15 protein-coding genes and 4 pseudogenes are annotated in these 17,700 nt (G+C 58.6%); 9 read left to right on the plus strand and 10 right to left on the minus strand.

All coding sequences use genetic code 11. The annotated features are described in order from the left end of the window. Positions 1-475, plus strand: a pseudogene (locus R3C13_RS00005) (cell filamentation protein Fic); the annotation flags it as partial. A 105-nt stretch (positions 476-580) separates the two neighbouring features. After that, positions 581-2,392 (plus strand): biotin carboxylase N-terminal domain-containing protein, encoded by a 1,812-nt coding sequence (locus tag R3C13_RS00010; RefSeq protein WP_371308739.1) that lies wholly within the window; start codon positions 581-583, stop codon positions 2,390-2,392. A gap of 845 nt (positions 2,393-3,237) precedes the next feature. On the opposite strand, the gene R3C13_RS00015 is transcribed toward R3C13_RS00010, so the two are convergent. Then, positions 3,238-4,536, minus strand: a complete 1,299-nt coding sequence (locus R3C13_RS00015) for a type II toxin-antitoxin system HipA family toxin (protein ID WP_371308740.1) — start codon at positions 4,534-4,536, stop codon at positions 3,238-3,240. 8 nt (positions 4,537-4,544) lie between these two features. Next, complete coding sequence (locus tag R3C13_RS00020) at positions 4,545-4,769, minus strand: helix-turn-helix domain-containing protein (protein ID WP_371308741.1); 225 nt, start codon at positions 4,767-4,769, stop codon at positions 4,545-4,547. 284 nt (positions 4,770-5,053) lie between these two features. On the opposite strand from R3C13_RS00020, the gene R3C13_RS00025 reads away from it, so the two are divergent. Further along, complete coding sequence (locus R3C13_RS00025) at positions 5,054-5,404, plus strand: hypothetical protein (protein ID WP_371308742.1); 351 nt, start codon at positions 5,054-5,056, stop codon at positions 5,402-5,404. A gap of 15 nt (positions 5,405-5,419) precedes the next feature. Here the strand turns inward: R3C13_RS00025 and R3C13_RS00030 are convergent. Continuing rightward, a pseudogene (locus tag R3C13_RS00030) lies at positions 5,420-5,596 on the minus strand (hypothetical protein); the annotation flags it as partial. 488 nt (positions 5,597-6,084) lie between these two features. Between R3C13_RS00030 and R3C13_RS00035 the strand changes: the two are divergent. Next, the gene (locus R3C13_RS00035; protein WP_371308743.1) at positions 6,085-7,350 is read left to right on the plus strand and encodes a GSU2403 family nucleotidyltransferase fold protein; all 1,266 of its coding nucleotides are present in this window, start codon (positions 6,085-6,087) and stop codon (positions 7,348-7,350) included. 126 nt (positions 7,351-7,476) lie between these two features. Here the strand turns inward: R3C13_RS00035 and R3C13_RS00040 are convergent, their stop codons facing one another. Beyond that, complete coding sequence (locus R3C13_RS00040; protein ID WP_371309626.1) at positions 7,477-7,617, minus strand: Arm DNA-binding domain-containing protein; 141 nt, start codon at positions 7,615-7,617, stop codon at positions 7,477-7,479. 470 nt (positions 7,618-8,087) lie between these two features. On the opposite strand from R3C13_RS00040, the gene R3C13_RS00045 reads away from it, so the two are divergent. Then, positions 8,088-8,654, plus strand: a complete 567-nt coding sequence (locus R3C13_RS00045; protein ID WP_371308744.1) for an antirestriction protein ArdA — start codon at positions 8,088-8,090, stop codon at positions 8,652-8,654. Positions 8,655-8,906: 252 nt separating this feature from the next. On the opposite strand, the pseudogene R3C13_RS00050 reads toward R3C13_RS00045, so the two are convergent. The 5 genes and pseudogenes from R3C13_RS00050 to R3C13_RS00070 all read right to left on the minus strand — a co-directional run. Further along, a pseudogene (locus R3C13_RS00050) lies at positions 8,907-8,954 on the minus strand (hypothetical protein); the annotation flags it as partial. A 45-nt stretch (positions 8,955-8,999) separates the two neighbouring features. Then, a complete protein-coding gene (locus R3C13_RS00055; RefSeq protein ID WP_371309627.1) occupies positions 9,000-9,665 on the minus strand; it encodes an NAD(P)/FAD-dependent oxidoreductase in 666 nt (221 codons plus the stop codon). A gap of 99 nt (positions 9,666-9,764) precedes the next feature. Next, a pseudogene (locus R3C13_RS00060) lies at positions 9,765-9,983 on the minus strand (FAD-dependent oxidoreductase); the annotation flags it as partial. 81 nt (positions 9,984-10,064) lie between these two features. Further along, the gene (locus R3C13_RS00065; RefSeq protein WP_371308745.1) at positions 10,065-10,550 is read right to left on the minus strand and encodes a DUF1499 domain-containing protein; all 486 of its coding nucleotides are present in this window, start codon (positions 10,548-10,550) and stop codon (positions 10,065-10,067) included. Positions 10,551-10,872: 322 nt separating this feature from the next. Further along, entirely contained in the window at positions 10,873-11,475 is a 603-nt protein-coding gene (locus tag R3C13_RS00070; protein WP_371308746.1) for a TetR/AcrR family transcriptional regulator, read from the minus strand. 94 nt (positions 11,476-11,569) lie between these two features. Between R3C13_RS00070 and R3C13_RS00075 the strand changes: the two genes are divergently transcribed. Genes R3C13_RS00075 through R3C13_RS00085 form a run of 3 tightly spaced genes read left to right on the plus strand, consistent with a single transcriptional unit; the run spans position 11,570 to position 14,248 of the window. Beyond that, entirely contained in the window at positions 11,570-12,973 is a 1,404-nt protein-coding gene (locus R3C13_RS00075) for an SRPBCC family protein (protein WP_371308747.1), read from the plus strand. A gap of 3 nt (positions 12,974-12,976) precedes the next feature. Beyond that, positions 12,977-13,453 (plus strand): DUF3237 domain-containing protein, encoded by a 477-nt coding sequence (locus R3C13_RS00080; RefSeq protein WP_371308748.1) that lies wholly within the window; start codon positions 12,977-12,979, stop codon positions 13,451-13,453. Between the two features lie 39 nt (positions 13,454-13,492). Further along, positions 13,493-14,248, plus strand: coding sequence for an SDR family NAD(P)-dependent oxidoreductase (locus tag R3C13_RS00085; RefSeq protein ID WP_371308749.1), 756 nt, complete (start codon positions 13,493-13,495; stop codon positions 14,246-14,248). Between the two features lie 693 nt (positions 14,249-14,941). On the opposite strand, the gene R3C13_RS00090 is transcribed toward R3C13_RS00085, so the two are convergent. Next, positions 14,942-16,615: a hypothetical protein gene (locus tag R3C13_RS00090; protein ID WP_371308750.1), complete on the minus strand. Its 1,674-nt coding sequence runs from the start codon at positions 16,613-16,615 to the stop codon at positions 14,942-14,944. Positions 16,616-17,139: 524 nt separating this feature from the next. Here R3C13_RS00090 and R3C13_RS00095 point away from each other — a divergent pair. Then, a complete protein-coding gene (locus R3C13_RS00095; RefSeq protein WP_371308751.1) occupies positions 17,140-17,538 on the plus strand; it encodes a hypothetical protein in 399 nt (132 codons plus the stop codon). The last annotated feature ends 162 nt before the right edge of the window (positions 17,539-17,700 follow it).

Below are 17,700 nucleotides of genomic sequence, written 5' to 3' on the forward strand. Positions count from 1 at the left end.
CTCAGGATTCAATCCGCCCGGACTCGTCTTCCCTGTATCGAGTGCGTTTCTGTCACGCATCATCGAATACCGGGATACACTCCGCTCCCATTCAGAACGTATCCTGCCCTTCATTCGGTGGCGGGAAACGGAGACCCATAATGTCGAAGTCCTGAATGAGACGGCTGATTTCTACCGCTACTTCGACGCGACACCGCACGTCCAGTTCCTGTTCGAATGCGTCGCCCAGACGATCGAAAGGGACCTTCCGGAAGAGCTGCTGTTCCTTGAACGCTACGACCAGTTCAAGACACGCATAGAACAAAGGCTGGCTCTTCCTGATGCCCGCCTCGATCTGTTGTTTCGATTTCTCAAGCAAAACAACGGCACCTTGTCCCAGCGCGCGCGAGAGAATGAGTTTGCTGCTCTGACGCTTGAGGAAGCTGTCTGGGCCGAGGCGGTCTATGCAGAAGCCTTCCCTCCAGTTGCCCCTTAAGCTCGCTTGCGCGCGAACGCATAGGCAGCCTCGACTCCAACTGCCACGGGACGTTGGGAATCGACGAGCTGGGCGGACCGTTGGATCACACCTGGGCGAAGACCAATGGGGGCCGTCTATTCCGACGCCGACGCGTCTGCGCTGCACGTGCGTCTTGCAGACGAAGCGCTGCATATCGGCCCGTCACCGGCCGCTGAAAGCTACCTTGTAGGTGCCCGGATCATCGAGGCGGCGATAACCGCTGGCGCCGAGGCCGTCCACCCCGGCTATGGCTTCCTGTCGGAAAATACCAGCTTTGCGGAAGCAGTCATCGGGGCTGGAATCATCTGGGTTAGTCCGTCCCCTGACAGTATCCGGGCCATGGGGCTGAAGGATGCCGCGAAGGCGCTGATGCAGAAGGCCGGCGTACCGACAACGCCGGGTTATCTCGGCGAGGACCAGTCGCCCGACCGCCTTGGGGCCGAAGCCGACAAGATCGGCTACCCGGTCCTGATCAAGGCCGTCGCGGGCGGCGGCGGCAAAGGCATGCGCAAGGTCGACAAGGCGCGGGACTTTGCCGACGCACTCGCTTCTTGCCAGCGCGAAGCCAAGGCCTCTTTCGGCGATGATCGCGTCCTTCTGGAAAAGTGGATCACCGATCCGCGCCACATCGAGGTCCAGATCTTCGGAGACAGCCACGGCAACATCGTCCACCTGTTCGAACGCGACTGCACGCTACAGCGGCGGCATCAGAAAGTCATCGAAGAGGCTCCGGCGCCCGGCATGGACGCCGCAACCCGCGAAGCGGTCTGCTCGGCAGCCGTCAGGGCCGCTGAGGCCGTCAACTATGTCGGCGCGGGCACGGTGGAGTTCATTGCCGATGGGTCAGCCGGTCTGAACGCTGATCGCATCTGGTTCATGGAAATGAACACAAGGCTGCAGGTCGAACACCCGGTCACGGAAATGATCACCGGCGAAGACCTGGTCGAGTGGCAGCTCAGGGTCGCGTCCGGAGAACGACTGCCGAAGACGCAGGACGCACTGGAGATCAACGGCTCGGCCATGGAGGCGCGCCTCTATGCGGAAAACCCGGCAACCGGCTTCCTGCCTTCAACGGGCGAGCTGGAGATTCTGGCACTGCCCGATGCGCCAGTCCGGCTCGAAACGGGCATTGCACGGGGCGATGGTGTGACGCCTTTCTACGATCCGATGATCGCGAAGCTGGTCACGCATGGTGCCAATCGCGACGCGGCAAGGATCGCCCTTGCCGAGGCCTGCGATGGCGTCTCGACCTGGCCGGTGCACAACAATGCGGGCTTCCTGTCCAGGCTGTTGCGCAACGACGCATTTGCCGAATTCGACGTCACGACCGGCTTCATCGAGTCCCATCTCGATGACCTCGTGACGCCGCCGGAACTGGCAGACGCCGCAGTCTCGGCTGCAGCCCGGAAACTTGCGGATCAGGCCACAGCCTCGAGCGCTTCGCCGTGGAACCAGCTGCGCGGTTTTAGGGCTGGCGCACCCGCTGATCTGGAGGCACAGATCCTGATCGACGGAGAGGTCAGACTGACAGATCTGAAGCCCGCAAAACTGCCCCAGGGGACCCATATGTATTCTGGAGCCGGACAGATGGTTCTGGTGCAGCAGGGCTGGCCCTTCCACGCTGCGCCGGCCCGCCACGACGCCCAGGGAGACACGGCCCTGGGAAGCGGCGCGATCACCTCTCCCATGCCGGGCCGTATCGTATCGGTCGCCGTTTCTGAAGGCGACACGGTTCAGAAGGGACAGGCCCTCCTGACGCTGGAAGCCATGAAGATGGAGCATAGGCTCAGCGCGCCCTTCGACGGGACAGTCGTCGACCTGAATGCCGTCGCTGACCAGTCCGTTGCCGAAGGGGTCCTGTTGATGCAGATCGTTGAAATGGAGGCCGGTGAGTGAGCGGGCCCCACCTTCAATGAATGGCAGGTCGGGGACCGCATCTCACATGCGCTGCGCCGGACGGCGACACTTTGCGCTGTGGAACCGAAGTCGCGGATCTCCGCGAATGCTGCCCGCCTGAGCCTCAAGCCGAGAAAGTTCACACCTTTCCAACCTGGAACCCCAGAGCGCTTCTTCGGGTGATCTGGGGAACAAGAACCACAGTAAATCCTTGTTTTTGCTGGTGCCGGCTGCAGGACTCGAACCCGCGACCCTCTGATTACAAAAATGGGAAAGGAAAAATCGCCAAAATACTATTTCAATGATTACAGCGCACTAGCACTCTTGCGCGGTCGCGAAATGCCAAGAAAAGACACCAAAACCCGGTATTTGCGCGCCAGTTGCGCGCCAGTTGCGCGCCAGTGAGCTATGCATTCATGCGTATGGCAGAGCCCTTTGACGACCGGACGCACTTGCTTTTCGCCGCCAATTCCGGCGCCCATTGATGCTGCCCCAAGCCGGGGCAGACATCTACCTTGGGGCCAGCTCTTGCCGCAACTAATCCTGAGGTGGCTCTTGCCCATCAGGCGGGACCTCGCCAGGCGCCTCCCATGTGTCAGCAGGTGCATGGGACGCGCTTTCGCCGGGTACAGGCGGAGAGGTTTCCGCGGCAGCCGGAGCCATGCCTTCCGAATCCGGGAGGGGATCTTCTTCCGGGGGCGGAGCAACAGGCTCCTCTGAAGACGGCAGCCCCGGCTTCACCGTTTCAACATTGCCGCTGGATCTTAGCGTCAAGGCCGGACCACCGATCCCAAGCGCGTCACCCCATATGTGACAGGATGGGTGCCTGGTCTCGCGCAGCTTACCTAGTGCGTATCGTAACGCGCGCCTGGGTCCGGTGTTTCTTCTTCAGCCTGATCAACCTCGTCACCTTGCCGGAGGTTTCTCGCGACAAGCTCTGCACGCTCCGCGATATGCCGGACGAACTCATCCAGCAAAACGCCTTCGCCTGCCGGCATGGCAGCAACTTCATCATGTGCCGCAGTCAATTCTGCCAGGATTTTTTCCGAAATGGCTGAAACCCGGCGAAGGGTGGCCGTTGCCGACACACCGGATGCTTCCGCCATGCGGCGCCAATGCCGCCCCTGAACATGCCGGCCCCGGCGTTGACCGCCGATGTCCTGAGCATGATTTTCGGTAATGCCGTCCCAGGCGAGCCCCGACATCAGGTCGTAGAGCGGCGCTAGCTCCGTGCGATCCGGATGCAGCAGGATGGAATAGTTCTTGGCGTGGGAATCAACATTGCCAATCGCAATATTGAAGATCACGGCATCGAGGAAGCGGTTCGTGTCCCGGGCCGTCATATTGTCACGGATGACCGCGAACATGTCAGGGATAGAGGGCCCCTGCCTGCCTGTTTGACTGCGCTGGTACTTTTCGGCGGGACCGCGGCCAAGAGCCTGGCAGAAATCCTCCTGATGCTGACGGAGAACCTTACCGCTCTCGACAAGGCGATCATAGCGGGTTACCAAAACAAAGCTCCGTGCCCCGGCTATGCCAGTCGTTATCTCTGCCGTCGGCAAGCCGCACCGGCGGGCGAGCACCATGCACAAGGCCTCGTTCTGGACGCTGCCAGGCAATCGCGGATTGTCGGGTTTCAAGATATGTGTCGAGGCTGCACCGTTGAGCGGAACTGAAAGCACGCCATCTGAAAAATGCACGGGCAATTTGTCCTGAGCGCCAGCGAGGCTCATAGCGACGCCCTCGTTTCCGGCCAGGAAAGGGCGGGCCGGCAATTCGTTGATGATGCGCTCCAGCGAACAGGAATCGTCAATCGAAAGATACCCCGGCTCTTCGGCCGGCGCACGGAATGAGAGCGCACCCGCAATGTCGCGCCCTGACGCCATGATCATTCCGACGACGTCCTCGGCAGCGATCCCGAGCGCACGCGACATAGCCCGGAGCGGTTCGCCTTCCGGAAGGAGATTCATCAGCCAGGGTATGACCCGTTCAGCACCCGATTCCGCCTTGTTAATCGGCATGCTGAGTGAAACCGGAAAAGCACCCTGCGAAACCGTCCAGTCTTCGCGATACCGGAAGGCGGGACCGTTCTCCCGGGAGAGGACTTCCCCGACCGGAACACTTTCGTAGAAGACGGGCAGCATGGGAGACGTCATGGCCTATCCCGCCGATTGCCGACATCATCAAGACGTATACCGACAGCCTTAGCAGCGGCCAGGGCTTTACCGAGCTGAGCGGTTGGCTTGCCGGCTTCAAGGTCGACAATGAAGCGTTCGCCCGAATTGATTGCCAGCGCCAGATCGCGCTGGGTAATTCCCAAGGCTTTGCGGGCCCTGGCGATCATCTCTCCAAATTCTCTTGCATCACCGATCATCATTTCACACTCTTACCGATCGGGAAGATAATGCGCGAAAGTTGCTTCCACAAGACTAATTCTTACCGATCGGGAAGTTTTGGGCAAGAAGAAGGCGATCCAGCTTCATATCTTACCGATCGGGAAGATTTTGAAAACGCCCCATCAGGCTTGCCGGCTTGTCCTGTCAGGTCTTGGCAAGCGAGAGCCTGAAAAGGGCATACGCCAGGATGCCGTCTAAGGTTTGCTGCGGATGCGAGCAGGTGCGCTCTACCGGAGTGTCCCTGTTCGCCAAAGAGCCTTTTAGGATGCGGTTCCTGATCGACGGCGGAGAGAGCCTTGAGCAGAAATACCGTATCCTGAAGGAAGCCCACCGCATCTACGGTGATAGCTCAGTGCAGGAACCTGTCACCTGGAGCCGGGGCGCGCTCATTCTGCGCAATGCTCTAATTGCTTTCGACTCCCATGCGGCAGGCCTGTCGCTGCGCGGCACCGCTGCAGTCGTCTACGCAACGGACCGCACGGACAAAGCCAGGGCAGGCCCAAGCCGGTCGATGAAGGACGAAATGTGCCGGGCGCGAGACCGGCGCATTGCACTCGTAGGGAGCGGCCATCGCAAGCTCCTGGTTCAGTCACCGAAGAGTCCAAAAGCGGCGTAAACGACATACCTGCACTCATGTCCGGCGAGGCTGCGTCCAGCCACTGTGTCGGCTCCAGAAACAGATTGGCGTGTGAGGCAAGTCGCAAATATCCGGCGCGCGCCCCTCCTCCAGCCCCTCCATCGGGCCGATCAAGCGCCCCTGCCTCCGGCTGACGTTGGCCAGCGGGGTGGAAACAGCGCGCTCGTCCCAGCAGAAGTCCGGCTAGGCATCAAGCGCATGGACAGACACGCCATACTCTCCGCAACGACAAGCGCAATATCCGCATTTTTTGCGGAGATTATGCTTGATATTCTCCGCAATGCGGGGCCCGGCCAAATATCATCCAAGCAGTCCGGCGCTTTCGTACGGGACGCTGCAACGCGGCATGAGGGTCTTCGGATTGCCAGTCTCGTCGAGGGCATACTGTTCGAGAGAGAGCCCGGCTGCGGGAAGATAGAAAGTCGAACATGTTCTCGGCAGCGCATGGCGCAATCGCCGACTGGGCGGGGTTTCCCTGGCACACGCACGCATCCTCCCGGCGGTCGTCCCAGATGTTTGCGATCGATGTGTTTGGAACTTTGAGAACGGCTCCGCCGCGCGTCCGGAACGATTTGAGTTTGTTCAAAACGGTAGCCCTGACGCGCGTGGGCGTGTTGTTGCATGTTGCACTACACGAATTATTTGTGTAGTGCACGGGAATGCTCCTCTATCCGGCCACAGTCCAGTCAACCTATGCAAACCTGGTCCAGTCGCACCTGAACCGGCCGGCGTTCGAGTTCTCGGGTGCCCCCTTTACCCGGGAACGCAGCGGGAAGACATATTGGTATGTCAATCAGCGTGTTGCGCCTGGAGCCCCTCCCCGGCAACGCTATCTTGGCCCGGATTCAGACAGTTTGCGCGCGCGCATAGAAGACTGGCGCGCGAGTTCCAGTGATCAGGCAGATTTCAAAGCCAACGCGTCAAGACAGGTCGCACAATTGCGGGCAGCCGGATTGCCGACGCTGGATCGTCAGACAGGGTCAATCCTTCGGGCGCTCAGCGCATCCGGCGTCTTCCGACTGGGGGGCACTTTGGTCGGCACTCATGCCTTTCGCTGCTACCCAGCCATACTGGGAATTGATCTGATGTCTCAAGCCGCAGACCCTGGTTGGCTTGCTCAAACAGAAGACCTGGATATCGCGTGCTTCGAAAAGCTGTCAGTCGCAATCGAAGATGTTGCAGACCCTGACGTTGCCGAAACATTGAAGGCCCTCGGCTTCTCACCACGCAACGCCCTCGATCCCAGAAAGCCGACGAGCTGGACACTGCCGGACGGATCTTATTCCATTGATTTTCTGACGCCTGCCTTTTCAGATGATGTAACACCCGCTCGCTTGGATTCGATGGGTGTCTGGGCTCAGCGCCTCCACTATCTGAACTTCCTGCTGCGAGATCCTATCCCGGCGGTCGCTCTCTACATGGAGGGCCTGCTCGTTCAGATCCCTTCCCCTGAACGGTTTGCCATTCACAAACTCATTGTCTCGCAAAAGCGGCGCCCCGGAGCAGCAAAAGCCAACAAGGATCTGGCGCAGGCGCGCGCGCTCATTCACGCACTGGCAGAAACGCGGCCTCAAGCCGTATATGACGCCTTAAGCGAGGCAGCTTCTGAAGGCCCGAACTGGCGCGCAGCACTCGATCAGGCGCTTGCGCTGAGTTTCAGCGCGCCTGAACTTCGGCACGATCCCCGACGCGATATCATCTCCTTCGAGGGGCGCGCCTTTCAGGGGGCACATCTTTGCTCAATCAGCGCTGAAGCGCTCGAAGATCATTTCTCGGCCAAGAGTTGGAACAGCACCGATTTGTTGTCCGCCGCGCGCCGCAATCGTGGTCGAATCGAAGCCATTGCCCAGTCAATTTTTCGCCGGCGCCCCGGACCGGAAACGCTCATCCGCAGCGAAGACGTCGAGGAGCATGCATCAGAATGAGTCCGCTATCGACAGTTGGACATCGCCAACAATATTCAAATCCACTTGCAAGCCATCCAAGCCATCAATTGTACAAGGCGTCGGTATTCCGGCTTCGGGGACGGGCATGACATCCACCGCTTTGCCTTACGCCCTCTCCTTTACGACGGGCGGCCAGGCCCCGAAGGCGAGTGTCTTCTGGCGACCGTCGAAGCGATCGTTCATACGCCAGTGTTTTGAGCCGGTCGGCACGACGAGAAGGTAAAGCCCGCGTCCGCCCGCCCCGATAGCGGGCCCATCATGATGCGGTGACCGATCCGTTCAGGAACCCGCCAATTAGAGCCGAAGCGCTCTTGTCCCGCGGAATGCACGCGTCGGCTATGGCTGCCAGTCGGCAGGTCTTTCGCTCCGGGACATTGCAGCCGTCATTTGTGGCAAGGACCGCTCGGATCAAGCCTGGGACAGCCCCAGCCGACCTATGCACGACAAGATGCGCCGGACCAGGACTGCTCTTTTTGCTCCAGGCCCGCATCTCCCCCAAGGCCTCGATGAAACCTCGTCCGGCGGGGTTGGGCGGACGGCACGTCTGGCCGGGCGCGCCGCCCGCGCAAGGCGACGGATTGAGGTAATCTTTGGCGTATTGAGGTCCCCTACCTTCCCGCCCTGCGCGTGCCGCTTGTCCGCCCGGCCTGCCGGCCTTTTCCGCCGCCCACCCCCGCCTATCGCGGGCAGGACGCGGCAGAAGAAGGAGACCCGACTTGGCCCACGAAACCGCAACCCCTGCGCCCCTTGGAACAACTTCCGCACCCCCGCCCGAAAACACACCCCGCATCTATGTGGCCTGCCTTGCAGCCTACAATAATGGCTGCCTGCATGGGCGCTGGATCGATGCGACAACACCTGACGAGATCACGGACAAGGCGCGCGCCATGCTGGCTGCATCGCCGGTGCCCGGTGCCGAGGAGTGGGCGATCCATGACCATGAGGGCTTCGAAGGTGCGAGCCTGTCGGAATACGCTTCCTTCGAAACCGTATGTGCGCTGGCCGAATTCATCGGTGAGCATGGCCGCCTTGGCGGGAAGGTCTACGGCTATTTCGGCAATGACCTCGATGCGGCGATCGCGGCCTTCGAGGACTATGCAGGAGAATACCGCTCCGCTGCAGATTTTGCCGAGGAGCTGACCCGCGAGTCCGGCACCGAAATCCCCTCCTCCCTCGAATACTACATCGACTGGCAGGCGTTTGCCCGCGACATGGCGCTGAATGGCGAGATCCTCGTCTTCCAGACTGGCTTCGATGAAGTCCACATCTTCTGGACACGGTAAGGGGCGAACATGACTTTCACCGAACGTTTTGAAGCCTTTGTCTGTCCCGGCGACACAATCACCTGCGCAACTGGCGGGTTCACTGTCACGGCTAGGATCGTGCCTGACGATTGCCCGGCCGCATTCTGTCCTCAACGCAAAGGAAATCACTCGGTGCCTCCTGAATGCACGATTAAGGGTCACAGGGCGGCCCCTAAGAATGACGCCCGACACCATCCTTTCGGTTCATCCGGCAACGCTCGGAACCATACTTCACCTCTGGCCAGACTTTTCCCATTTCTTGCGCCAGACAAATCGCCTGTTGCAGACGGGACAGTTTTTTCCTGCACGTCCTGCTTGCGCACATTACTCCTCCACATGTCCGGCAATGTGTCGGGCAAGTCTTTTACCACTTTCGAATGCGGCTTCCACGCTCGGCCCAAGGCACCCATCCCCTGCAAAGAATGCACGCCCTGTTTCGTCGCTCAAAAATGGAACGCCAAGCGCCTTTTCCGTTGTCGCATAACGCCAGCGATGCGCACCGGCGAAAACAGTCGAAGAATCGGATTGGTCAATCTCGGCCAGAACCTGTTCCTGCAGAAGTTCCAGCACCTGTTCCCCTTCACATTCAAGATGCGCTTGACTCCATTCTGCACTTGCATGCGCCACCCAGGTATCAAACCTAGGATCGCGACCTGGCTTGCTCGAATTACGACCAATCCATGCAAGATCATCCGTATCCGGTACCAGGACATCGAAAGGCGTTCGAGCGGGCGAGGAAAACGCCAGCATGAGTGCCCAGCAAGGCGCCATGCTTATGGCATTGAATTCGGGACGCAGCCGCTTTGAAAATGATAGCAGCCTTGCGGCCTGGGGGGCTGGTGCCGTCACAATGACGATATCCCATGCTTCTCCTTCAGAGGGTGCGCCTGTGTTGAGATGCCAACCCAGCGCATGATCAGATATGGAAAGGACCTCACGGCCCAGTCGGATATCAAGCCCTGTTGCCGCATGCTTCAGGAAACCGTTCATGCCGGGCTCTGAAACCATGTATGGGTTCGTTTGGGGGCGCGACGCGCCTGATGCCGGCACCCATGGGAATAGGCTCTCAGGACTTCTCTCGTTCAAGAATTCTCTGAACGCCTGCGAGTAAACGGTAAAGCACGGCGCACCATGATCGAAGCTCAAGCCTTCACCCACCCTTCGCGTTGCCAGTCTACCGCCGATGCCTCTGCTTTTCTCAAAGATCGTCACCTCGTGCCCCAGGTCTCGGAGTAGCACAGCGCAGGTGATACCGGTCATCCCGGCACCAACAATTGCAACGCGAATGGGTTTGACCCTATCAGCCACGAATTGCAGCCCTTCCCAGCTCCACCATTCGAAAATGTCGCATCCCGTTTTCGGCTTTTGGCGAGGTAACCCAATCGGTCGTCACGATGGTTTGCCTTCTAGCGTCCGCAACCGCGTGAACAGCTTCTGAAGGCGTGCATTGTTTGCTCCGAAATCATAAAGGCCAATCCGGGACCGGGAATAGGCGGCGAGTTCGCTTCTGCCATCGTCCAGGGAGCGGATCAGTAAATCGACATCGTCGCGAAATTTCAAAGTGGGGGTGAGTGCTACATAGCGGACCTGAATATCGCCGTTTGGGCATATCCTCGTGCTGGATTGCGGCTCCAGCAGGACAAGCCTTTCGGCGAGAGCCTCAGCAGAGAGGTCAAACTGCGGTGCACCCGCATACTGATTTGTGGCTGAGCAGATATCGGGTGAGCAATACAGAGCCTGATTTAAAGCTGGCCGAGGATGTAGCGATGCAAAATCAATCCAAGGCTCATCCCCTGCCGGAGTTGTTGCGCACGCGCTGATGCCGATCATCAGAAATGCGAAGCGGGCGCACAGAGAATAACGGTGCTTTGACATGGAGGCTGTTCCTTGGCTGCCTGACCTTTACGCAGATGGACAGACTTCAGATCAGCCGCCTGTCGGGATAATGGCCGCTAACATGCCAGCGCACTTTCTTGAAAACGGCGATCATTCTCGGGTTCGTACACAGGGAATCTGCCTGTGGATCAAAGACTAGAACTTAACCGACGCATGTCGTCTGCTTTTGCGCCCAATCCAGTCGTCCCGTGAATTGGGATCGACCGGCTGGAAGTCGCCGAAAAGCGTCGTTGGCAGAGGATCTGCGAATGTCTCAAGAAGCGCGATAACGACGTTGAAGAAGAAGTATCAATCGGGTTGTTCAGAGAACCAATCGCTTCCAAACTTCGAACAGTCTCTGCCTTGCTTTCTGATTAGGATGAACACCAGCCTGCACGACCATCCCGCGCAGGAGATAGACCGTAAGTTCGATGAGATCGGCAGAGCTGACCTGCGCCTTGCTCGATTTTGCCTGGGATTTATCGCCTATGGAGCACATGGACTTTAATGCCTTCGCATCGGTTTCCCGAACAGCGGGGCGCAAAGCCTCATCGGTGCGGGCGGCTACCATGACTTCCATCCAGCATTTGAGAAGATTACCTTCGAAACAGGCTTCCCAGAGGAAATCGAATACAGCCTCCAGTCGATGGTTGCGGCGGGCCTGGTTATCCGCCACGGCATCGATGTCACGCTGGTATCGCCCCACAATTTCACGCACGGCGGCGATCAGGAGGCTGTCTCGGGTCGGAAAGTGATGGGTCTGCGCGCCGCGTGAAACGCCTGCGCGTTTGCAGATCTTCTGTGTGCTGGTCTGCGCCCAGCCTTCCTCAGAGATGATGTCGAGCGTTGCCTCCAGCAGGCGCGCGCGCATGGCGTCCGTGCGTTGTTCCTGCGTTGGTCTTTCTTTATGCGCGGCTTCGGTCATCGGTAAAATCCTGATTGACTCAATTAAACATACAAACCAGTCTGTTTCTAAATGTTAAACGTATGCAGACCACAGGGCAAGGGAGGTAACACGCATGACGGATGGAAACGTGAGCGATCCTGGCAACCAAAGGACGACCGGCCCGGCGGGCCGTCCGAAACCATCGCTTCAGGACATTTACGAGACCGACCGGATCGCACCGCCCAAGCATATGCGCGAAGAGTCGTATGCCGACATGGGCAACGCCGATATTCCGGTTGAGCGCTATTTCTCTAAGGAATATCATGATCGGGAAGTCGAGAAGGTCTGGCGCAAGACTTGGCAATGGGCCTGCCGCCTCGAAGACATCCCGAATGTCGGCTCTCACGTCGTTTACAACATTGTTCACGATTCGCTGATCGTCGTGCGCACCGGAACTGGGCCGAAGGACATTCGCGCTTATGTGAACTCCTGTCTCCACCGAGGCACTATACTGCGCAAGGAAGGCGGCTGCGTGAAGCAATTCCGCTGCCCCTTCCATGGCTTCACCTGGGCGCTCGACGGCACGCTAAAAGAGGTGCCTGGCGCTTGGGATTTCAAGCACATCAAATGGGAAGAGTTCAGCCTGCCAGAAGCGCGTGTCGATACCTGGGGCGGCTTTGTCTTCATCAATTTCGACCGTAACTGCGAAGACCTTCTCTCTTATCTCGAAATCCTTCCGGATCACTTCAAGGAATTTGACCTCGAGAACCGTTACAAGGCGATCCATGTCGCCAAGATAATGCCATGTAACTGGAAACTCTGCGCGGAAGCCTTCGTCGAGGCCTATCACGTGCCCTTCGCGCACCCGCAATCTCTGCCCTATTATGGCGATAGCAATACCCAGTATGACACTTGGCCCGGCGTGCGTCACATCAACCGGATGATCAGCGCGCAGGGTGTGCCCAGCCCTTCGCTCGGCGAAGGCTTTGACCAGGAAAAAACGCGCACGCTGATGGAGCGCGACACACCTTTCTATAAATCCTCCGAGCCCGTCGTAGATGGCCAGTCACCGCGCGCTCGTTTCGCAGACATCGCCCGCAGGAAGATCTCCCGGTCATCAGGTCGCGATGTATCGGGCATCGCCGATGCGGTCGCTCTGGACCTGATCCAGTACTCCGTGTTCCCCAACTTCGTTCAGTTCGGCGGTGTGGGCCTTGCAGCAGGCTATCGTTTCCGCCCTTACCAAGACGATCCGGAGCGGTCGATCATGGAGATCTTCTTCCTCTTCCCTAAGAGCGAGGACGGATCGCACCCCATCCCGCCCGATATTGTCTGGCTGACTGAGGAAGAGCCGTGGTCGACCGTGGAAGCAATGGGTTCGGCAGCAATGGTCGTTGATCAGGATACCGACAATCTCATGCGCATCCAGAAAGGCATACGCACCAGCCGCAAACCAGGCGCGACGCTTGCGACCTACCAGGAAAGCCGTATCCGACACTTCCACAGGACGCTGGATGCGTACATGGCGGCGGAGTGAGCCATGAGCGCATCTGTTTCATCCCTTCCGCACAAGCACCTCATGACACTGCGCCTCAGTGTCGACTCCGCCCGCGCAGCACAGATTGGCAGGACGCCGGAGGGCCAGCGAACCATCGCGCTGATCGAAGGCGGTACGTTCGACGGCGCTCGGTGCAAGGGAAAGGTTCTACCGGGCGGTGCCGACTGGGTTCGCTTCCGGGCGGACGGGACCATGATGATCGATGTGCGCTTGACCCTGCAAGCCGATGAAGGCGCGCTGATCTACCTCACCTATCAGGGGCGCTTCATCGGCGCCGCGGGCGCGATGGCGCAGCTGGCACGCGGCGAGACGCTTGAGCCGGGAAGCTACTCGCTTGTGACGATCGCCAGGTTCGAATGTGGGAACGATCAATACGCATGGCTCAACAACGTCATCGCTGTCGGCATCGGCGAGCAGTCGGGCTTCAACCCCGTCTACACACTCTACGAGATCGGCTGAGGACCACCAAGCGGTTCATCGAACGACAGAGAGTTTCTTATGACCTATGATTTCAGCGGCAAGACCGCAATTGTAACGGGTGCAAGCCGCGGCATCGGCGCCGCTATTGCACGCACCCTTGCAGAGGATGGCGCGCGCGTCATTCTGGTGGCGCGCAACGAAGAGCGCCTGCGCGCACTTGCAGGCAGCCTGCCGTCTGGAACCGTATTCGTTTCAGCGGACTTTTCAAAGCTGGATAGTTGGGAATACGTCGCAAAGGCTGCCTTGGAAATCTCACCGACGATTGATGTCCTGATCAACAATGCTGGAACGATCGCGCAAGAGCCGGTCAGGCGCCTGACCGCGAAAGCCGTTGATACCATTCTGACTGTCAATGTCCGAAACCTCATGATGCTAACGCATGCGTTAACGCCCGCCCTGATCGAGGCGCGCGGCTCAGTGGTTAATGTCAGCTCGATCTCGGCCTACGGCGGAACGATCGGTCAGACGGCTTACGCCGCCTCCAAAGGCGCCGTGAATGCATTCACGCGCAACGCCTCGATCGAACTCGGGCGTTATGGCGTTCGAGTAAATGCGGTCGCACCCGGCCCTGTCGATGGAGGCATGTGGGATGCGGCGTTTGCGACGGGTGTCGACAGAAAGCAAGTGATGGACAGCATGAAACATCTGATCCCCCTTGAGGGGCGATGGGCGAGAGAACAGGACGTTGCCGATGCCGTCGCCTGGCTAGCATCCCCCAAGGCGGCTTACGTGACCGGTCAGGTGGTCCGCGTCGATGGCGGCATGCTCTCCTGACCAGCATTGTCCAACGGCCCCGAACCGAGACGCGGGTCCTGATTGTCAGTTCCAGGTCGTACAGTGCGCACAAGTAAATCATGACGGATGCACTCCGTCTGCCTGGCATGCCGGACAGACCCGTCACAGGCACATTGCCGCCAGTCACCAAGTCTGCATCATCGGCCAAAAGGGGCCAGCTTCACCAAGTCGCCACCGGAATGCTGAACGACCGAGACGATCCAATCCGGTCGTTCAGGCAGGCTGTATGGTCAGGCACAATCTCGCCGCAAGCGGTCATACGTCGATCGGAGATATGCCGACCAAATTTGTGGAGAGCACATGGCATGCAGACCCGAAGGCAGATCTTCCCGGCTCGCTCGAACGCGATCAGACCAATCGTAACGTCTTAGTTTATGCAAAAGCCACTTTTGAGGGAGTCCCATTTCGCGCGCAGGGGCGCATTAGACGAATTGCCTGCAAAAAAATTTGTAACACGTTAACACATTGCAGCGCCTGCCCAAGTAACACGCGAGGCAGACTCCACTCTTGCATTTGTCCGTACTTGGATCGAGGCGTTTAAATCGCCAAAGCGAATGGCTTTTGTCTAAGTCCCGCCGCCGAATGCGTCCCGAAAATCCAAAACAAGGGCCCTGGTGCCCCCTGCCGGCAAGGCAGGGAACGCTGAGACAACTGAAAGGCGGCAACGTCTCGCTACCATGATGCAGCAGCCGCTCCGTTCCAGTTTGGATCGGCAATCCGGTTCAATGCATTGTCGATCGATTGCATAGACCGGTTGAAGTCCCCATTATCCGAAGCGGGCGCGTAACCACCAGAATAGGTTGCACTGAACCCGCCATTGTAAGTTCGGCTGTTGGCGGCAGCCAAGGCCTGGTTCGCGGAGCGAAGGCCTGCCATCATCGCGCTCCAAAAATCCTGCTTATCTACAGGCACATCCGCGAACATGCCTCCTCCGGCAACGCAGGCAGACACGAGCATCTCTCGCGTATAGTAACGCAAAGCGTTCGACGCTTCAGCACAGATCCGGTTGTGATCACCTGAATTGATGATCTCCTCGGCCGAGACGATTTCTGCGGTTTTGCTTTCCTCAGCCGCGCGCTTTTCGGCGAGGCGTTTCTCGTAAGCTTCGTAGCGCGCTTTCTGATATTCATAATCAGCCTGCGCCTTGGCGTAGATTTCGGCCGCTTTGATATACTCCTGCCGCTTTGCGCCGATCTGCGCATCGAGCGCATTGGGATAGACCTCTGGCAAGTAAACAAACTCGACCGAGCCATCGCCCTTTGTCACGGGTGTTATGATCCGGAACTGGCCGTCGAACTGTTCGGCAATCAGTCCTTTGAAGTTCAGACCTTCATACCAGTCGAAGGATTTGTAGCGAATGGGTTCCCACGTTTCGGCTCGGGCATCGACGAGTGAGACTTCCGGTTCGCCGTCCGGACGGGCCCAAACCGCGATGAAGCTGCGCACGCGCATCACGCATTGCTTCTGTTCCGGGTCGAGGCAGTCGGATTCCCCCCAGCCCGCATAGGAAATCGGGGTCACGCCCAAAAGGTTTTCCGGAAGCGCAGCACCCTTATCTTTCGGGATCAGGCGAAACAGGGCTTTCTTCCGGTCCCCGCCTCCGTCAAACACCTTCATTCCATAGATGGCACGGCGGGATTCGTAGGCTTCGTATCCATATCCCTCGCTGTCAGCATAGTTGGTTTGAAACAGCCAAGCATCCGTCAGCACAGGCGACAGCGGCGAGAGGTGCTTGTCGAATATCTGGACGCCACCTTTTTGTCGGTAAACAAGCACGGTAAAGTCGCCGTAATCCACAATATCGAGCACATTTTCGTATACCGCACCGAGTTGGCCATTCTCTGTGATCGCCTGGATTGTGCCGTTGAGCCGCCGAGAGTCCGGGCGTTCCTTCTTGTTACCAGATTGCGTCGAAACAACACCGAACGGCGTTCCGTAGGCATACAAGATTTCCTTGAATTGCACCTTGACCGGCTTAGACCCTTTCCGTGTCAAGAACAGCTGGGCCGCGCCGGGCGTCTTGTCGGGCACTCGTGCGTAAGCCGTCCGCGACAGGATCATCAAGCCTTCACCTTTCTTCGCTTTGGCGATTGTCGCACCGGCTTCGTCGCGAAGTTCAGTCAACCGGTAGAGGTCGTTCTTGTAACCAAATCCGCCGCCCCAAGCCGATTGCCAGAATACGTTGTAGTCGTGCTCCAGAAACTCATCAGACAGGCTAACCGTCTCACAATCCCGGGGGTCGCTCGCGTCGCACACCGTTGCGCTCGACAGTGTCTGCGCAAGTCCGCCCCCAGCGAGACTCACTCCGAATATCAGCGCCAACAGAAAACGCATTGCAGCGCGCATTAATACCCCCCTGGAATGGTGCTTCGCCGCTCAGAATTGCCGGTTCGACTGAAAAATCAAGCCGGGGATACCCCGTTCACGACCTACCTCCCCCCCCTTCGCCGATGAACAAATGCACGAAAATCCAGCGAACTGACCCTTCCCTTTGCCCTGTGTTTCTTCAACGACAAGGACAAATGGTCTGAAGCGACAGCCTCCAAACTGGCTGCAGGCATGCAAAGCAGTCATTGTGACAGTTTTGGAACTGATGACTGAAACTCGCTGCGGATTCAATTGCCCCCCCATAGGAGACGATCTATGAGGCTGGTTTAGTCAGGCCACGCGAACCGGGTTTTTGATTAAGCCTGCCGCGAGCCCGAGTGGAGGACCTGACATGAATGATCTTCATTGGCGAAATCCTGAGACCAAGCCCCTTCGCCGGATCCGCTGGGTGAAAGCGCTGCCCCGGCCTGAGCCGGCCTGGCGCTGGCCGGCTGTCTATCCCCCGGCGCCCCTAAACGGCTGCCAGCCTCAATGGCGAGGCGATGTATGCGCCCCGCGCATGGGCAAGTAGCGAACCGGTCGACATTACCGGGCGGCTCAATGCGATTCAGGGGGCGCTAAGCTCCGTCCAGGCCGCTGCGAATGACTATTTCGCGTATCAGCAGCAGCGGGCCGATACGCTCAACGCTCTGCAGGCCCGTATGTCGGAATACAATAGCCGGATCTATCATCGCCGCCTTGAGGAAGAAGCCGCCGAGCGCGAGCAGCTGGCAGCGCTGGCGAGCCAGAATCGCGTCTTCAAAATGGGGACGGTAAACCCTGTTGCCGGTTCGGACATTCAATTCTTTCAGGAAAAGCTCTTCGAGAATTTCCGATGCGGCATTGCCAAGAATGCGAGATTGAAGCGGGTCATTCAGCTCATGCGCCGAAACGCGCAATAGCGGATCTGCCATTGAACGGCGCGGTGCGTCGCCTGACACGGTCACTAAACGATCAAGACCATTCCAGCCAAGATCAAAGCGCTTATTGCGAAACCCGTCAGAAACAAACGCAACTGCAGCCGCCGGTTTCTGTTGTCCTCATCCTGCCGGGTCTGTTGAAAC

Source organism: Hyphomonas sp., assembly GCF_041398385.1.
In the GTDB taxonomy this organism is placed as follows: Bacteria; Pseudomonadota; Alphaproteobacteria; order Caulobacterales; family Hyphomonadaceae; genus Hyphomonas.

Excerpts from the sequence above, each read along its gene's own strand:
- R3C13_RS00010 (WP_371308739.1), top strand. The coding sequence starts at position 581 with ATGGGGGCCGTCTATTCCGACGCCGACGCGTCTGCGCTGCACGTGCGT.
- R3C13_RS00015 (WP_371308740.1), bottom strand. The coding sequence starts at position 4,536 with ATGCTGCCCGTCTTCTACGAAAGTGTTCCGGTCGGGGAAGTCCTCTCC.
- R3C13_RS00020 (WP_371308741.1), bottom strand. The coding sequence starts at position 4,769 with ATGATGATCGGTGATGCAAGAGAATTTGGAGAGATGATCGCCAGGGCC.
- R3C13_RS00025 (WP_371308742.1), top strand. The coding sequence starts at position 5,054 with ATGCGGTTCCTGATCGACGGCGGAGAGAGCCTTGAGCAGAAATACCGT.
- R3C13_RS00035 (WP_371308743.1), top strand. The coding sequence starts at position 6,085 with ATGCTCCTCTATCCGGCCACAGTCCAGTCAACCTATGCAAACCTGGTC.
- R3C13_RS00055 (WP_371309627.1), bottom strand. The coding sequence starts at position 9,665 with ATGAACGGTTTCCTGAAGCATGCGGCAACAGGGCTTGATATCCGACTG.
- R3C13_RS00065 (WP_371308745.1), bottom strand. The coding sequence starts at position 10,550 with ATGTCAAAGCACCGTTATTCTCTGTGCGCCCGCTTCGCATTTCTGATG.
- R3C13_RS00070 (WP_371308746.1), bottom strand. The coding sequence starts at position 11,475 with ATGACCGAAGCCGCGCATAAAGAAAGACCAACGCAGGAACAACGCACG.
- R3C13_RS00075 (WP_371308747.1), top strand. The coding sequence starts at position 11,570 with ATGACGGATGGAAACGTGAGCGATCCTGGCAACCAAAGGACGACCGGC.
- R3C13_RS00080 (WP_371308748.1), top strand. The coding sequence starts at position 12,977 with ATGAGCGCATCTGTTTCATCCCTTCCGCACAAGCACCTCATGACACTG.
- R3C13_RS00085 (WP_371308749.1), top strand. The coding sequence starts at position 13,493 with ATGACCTATGATTTCAGCGGCAAGACCGCAATTGTAACGGGTGCAAGC.
- R3C13_RS00090 (WP_371308750.1), bottom strand. The coding sequence starts at position 16,615 with ATGCGCGCTGCAATGCGTTTTCTGTTGGCGCTGATATTCGGAGTGAGT.
- R3C13_RS00095 (WP_371308751.1), top strand. The coding sequence starts at position 17,140 with ATGTATGCGCCCCGCGCATGGGCAAGTAGCGAACCGGTCGACATTACC.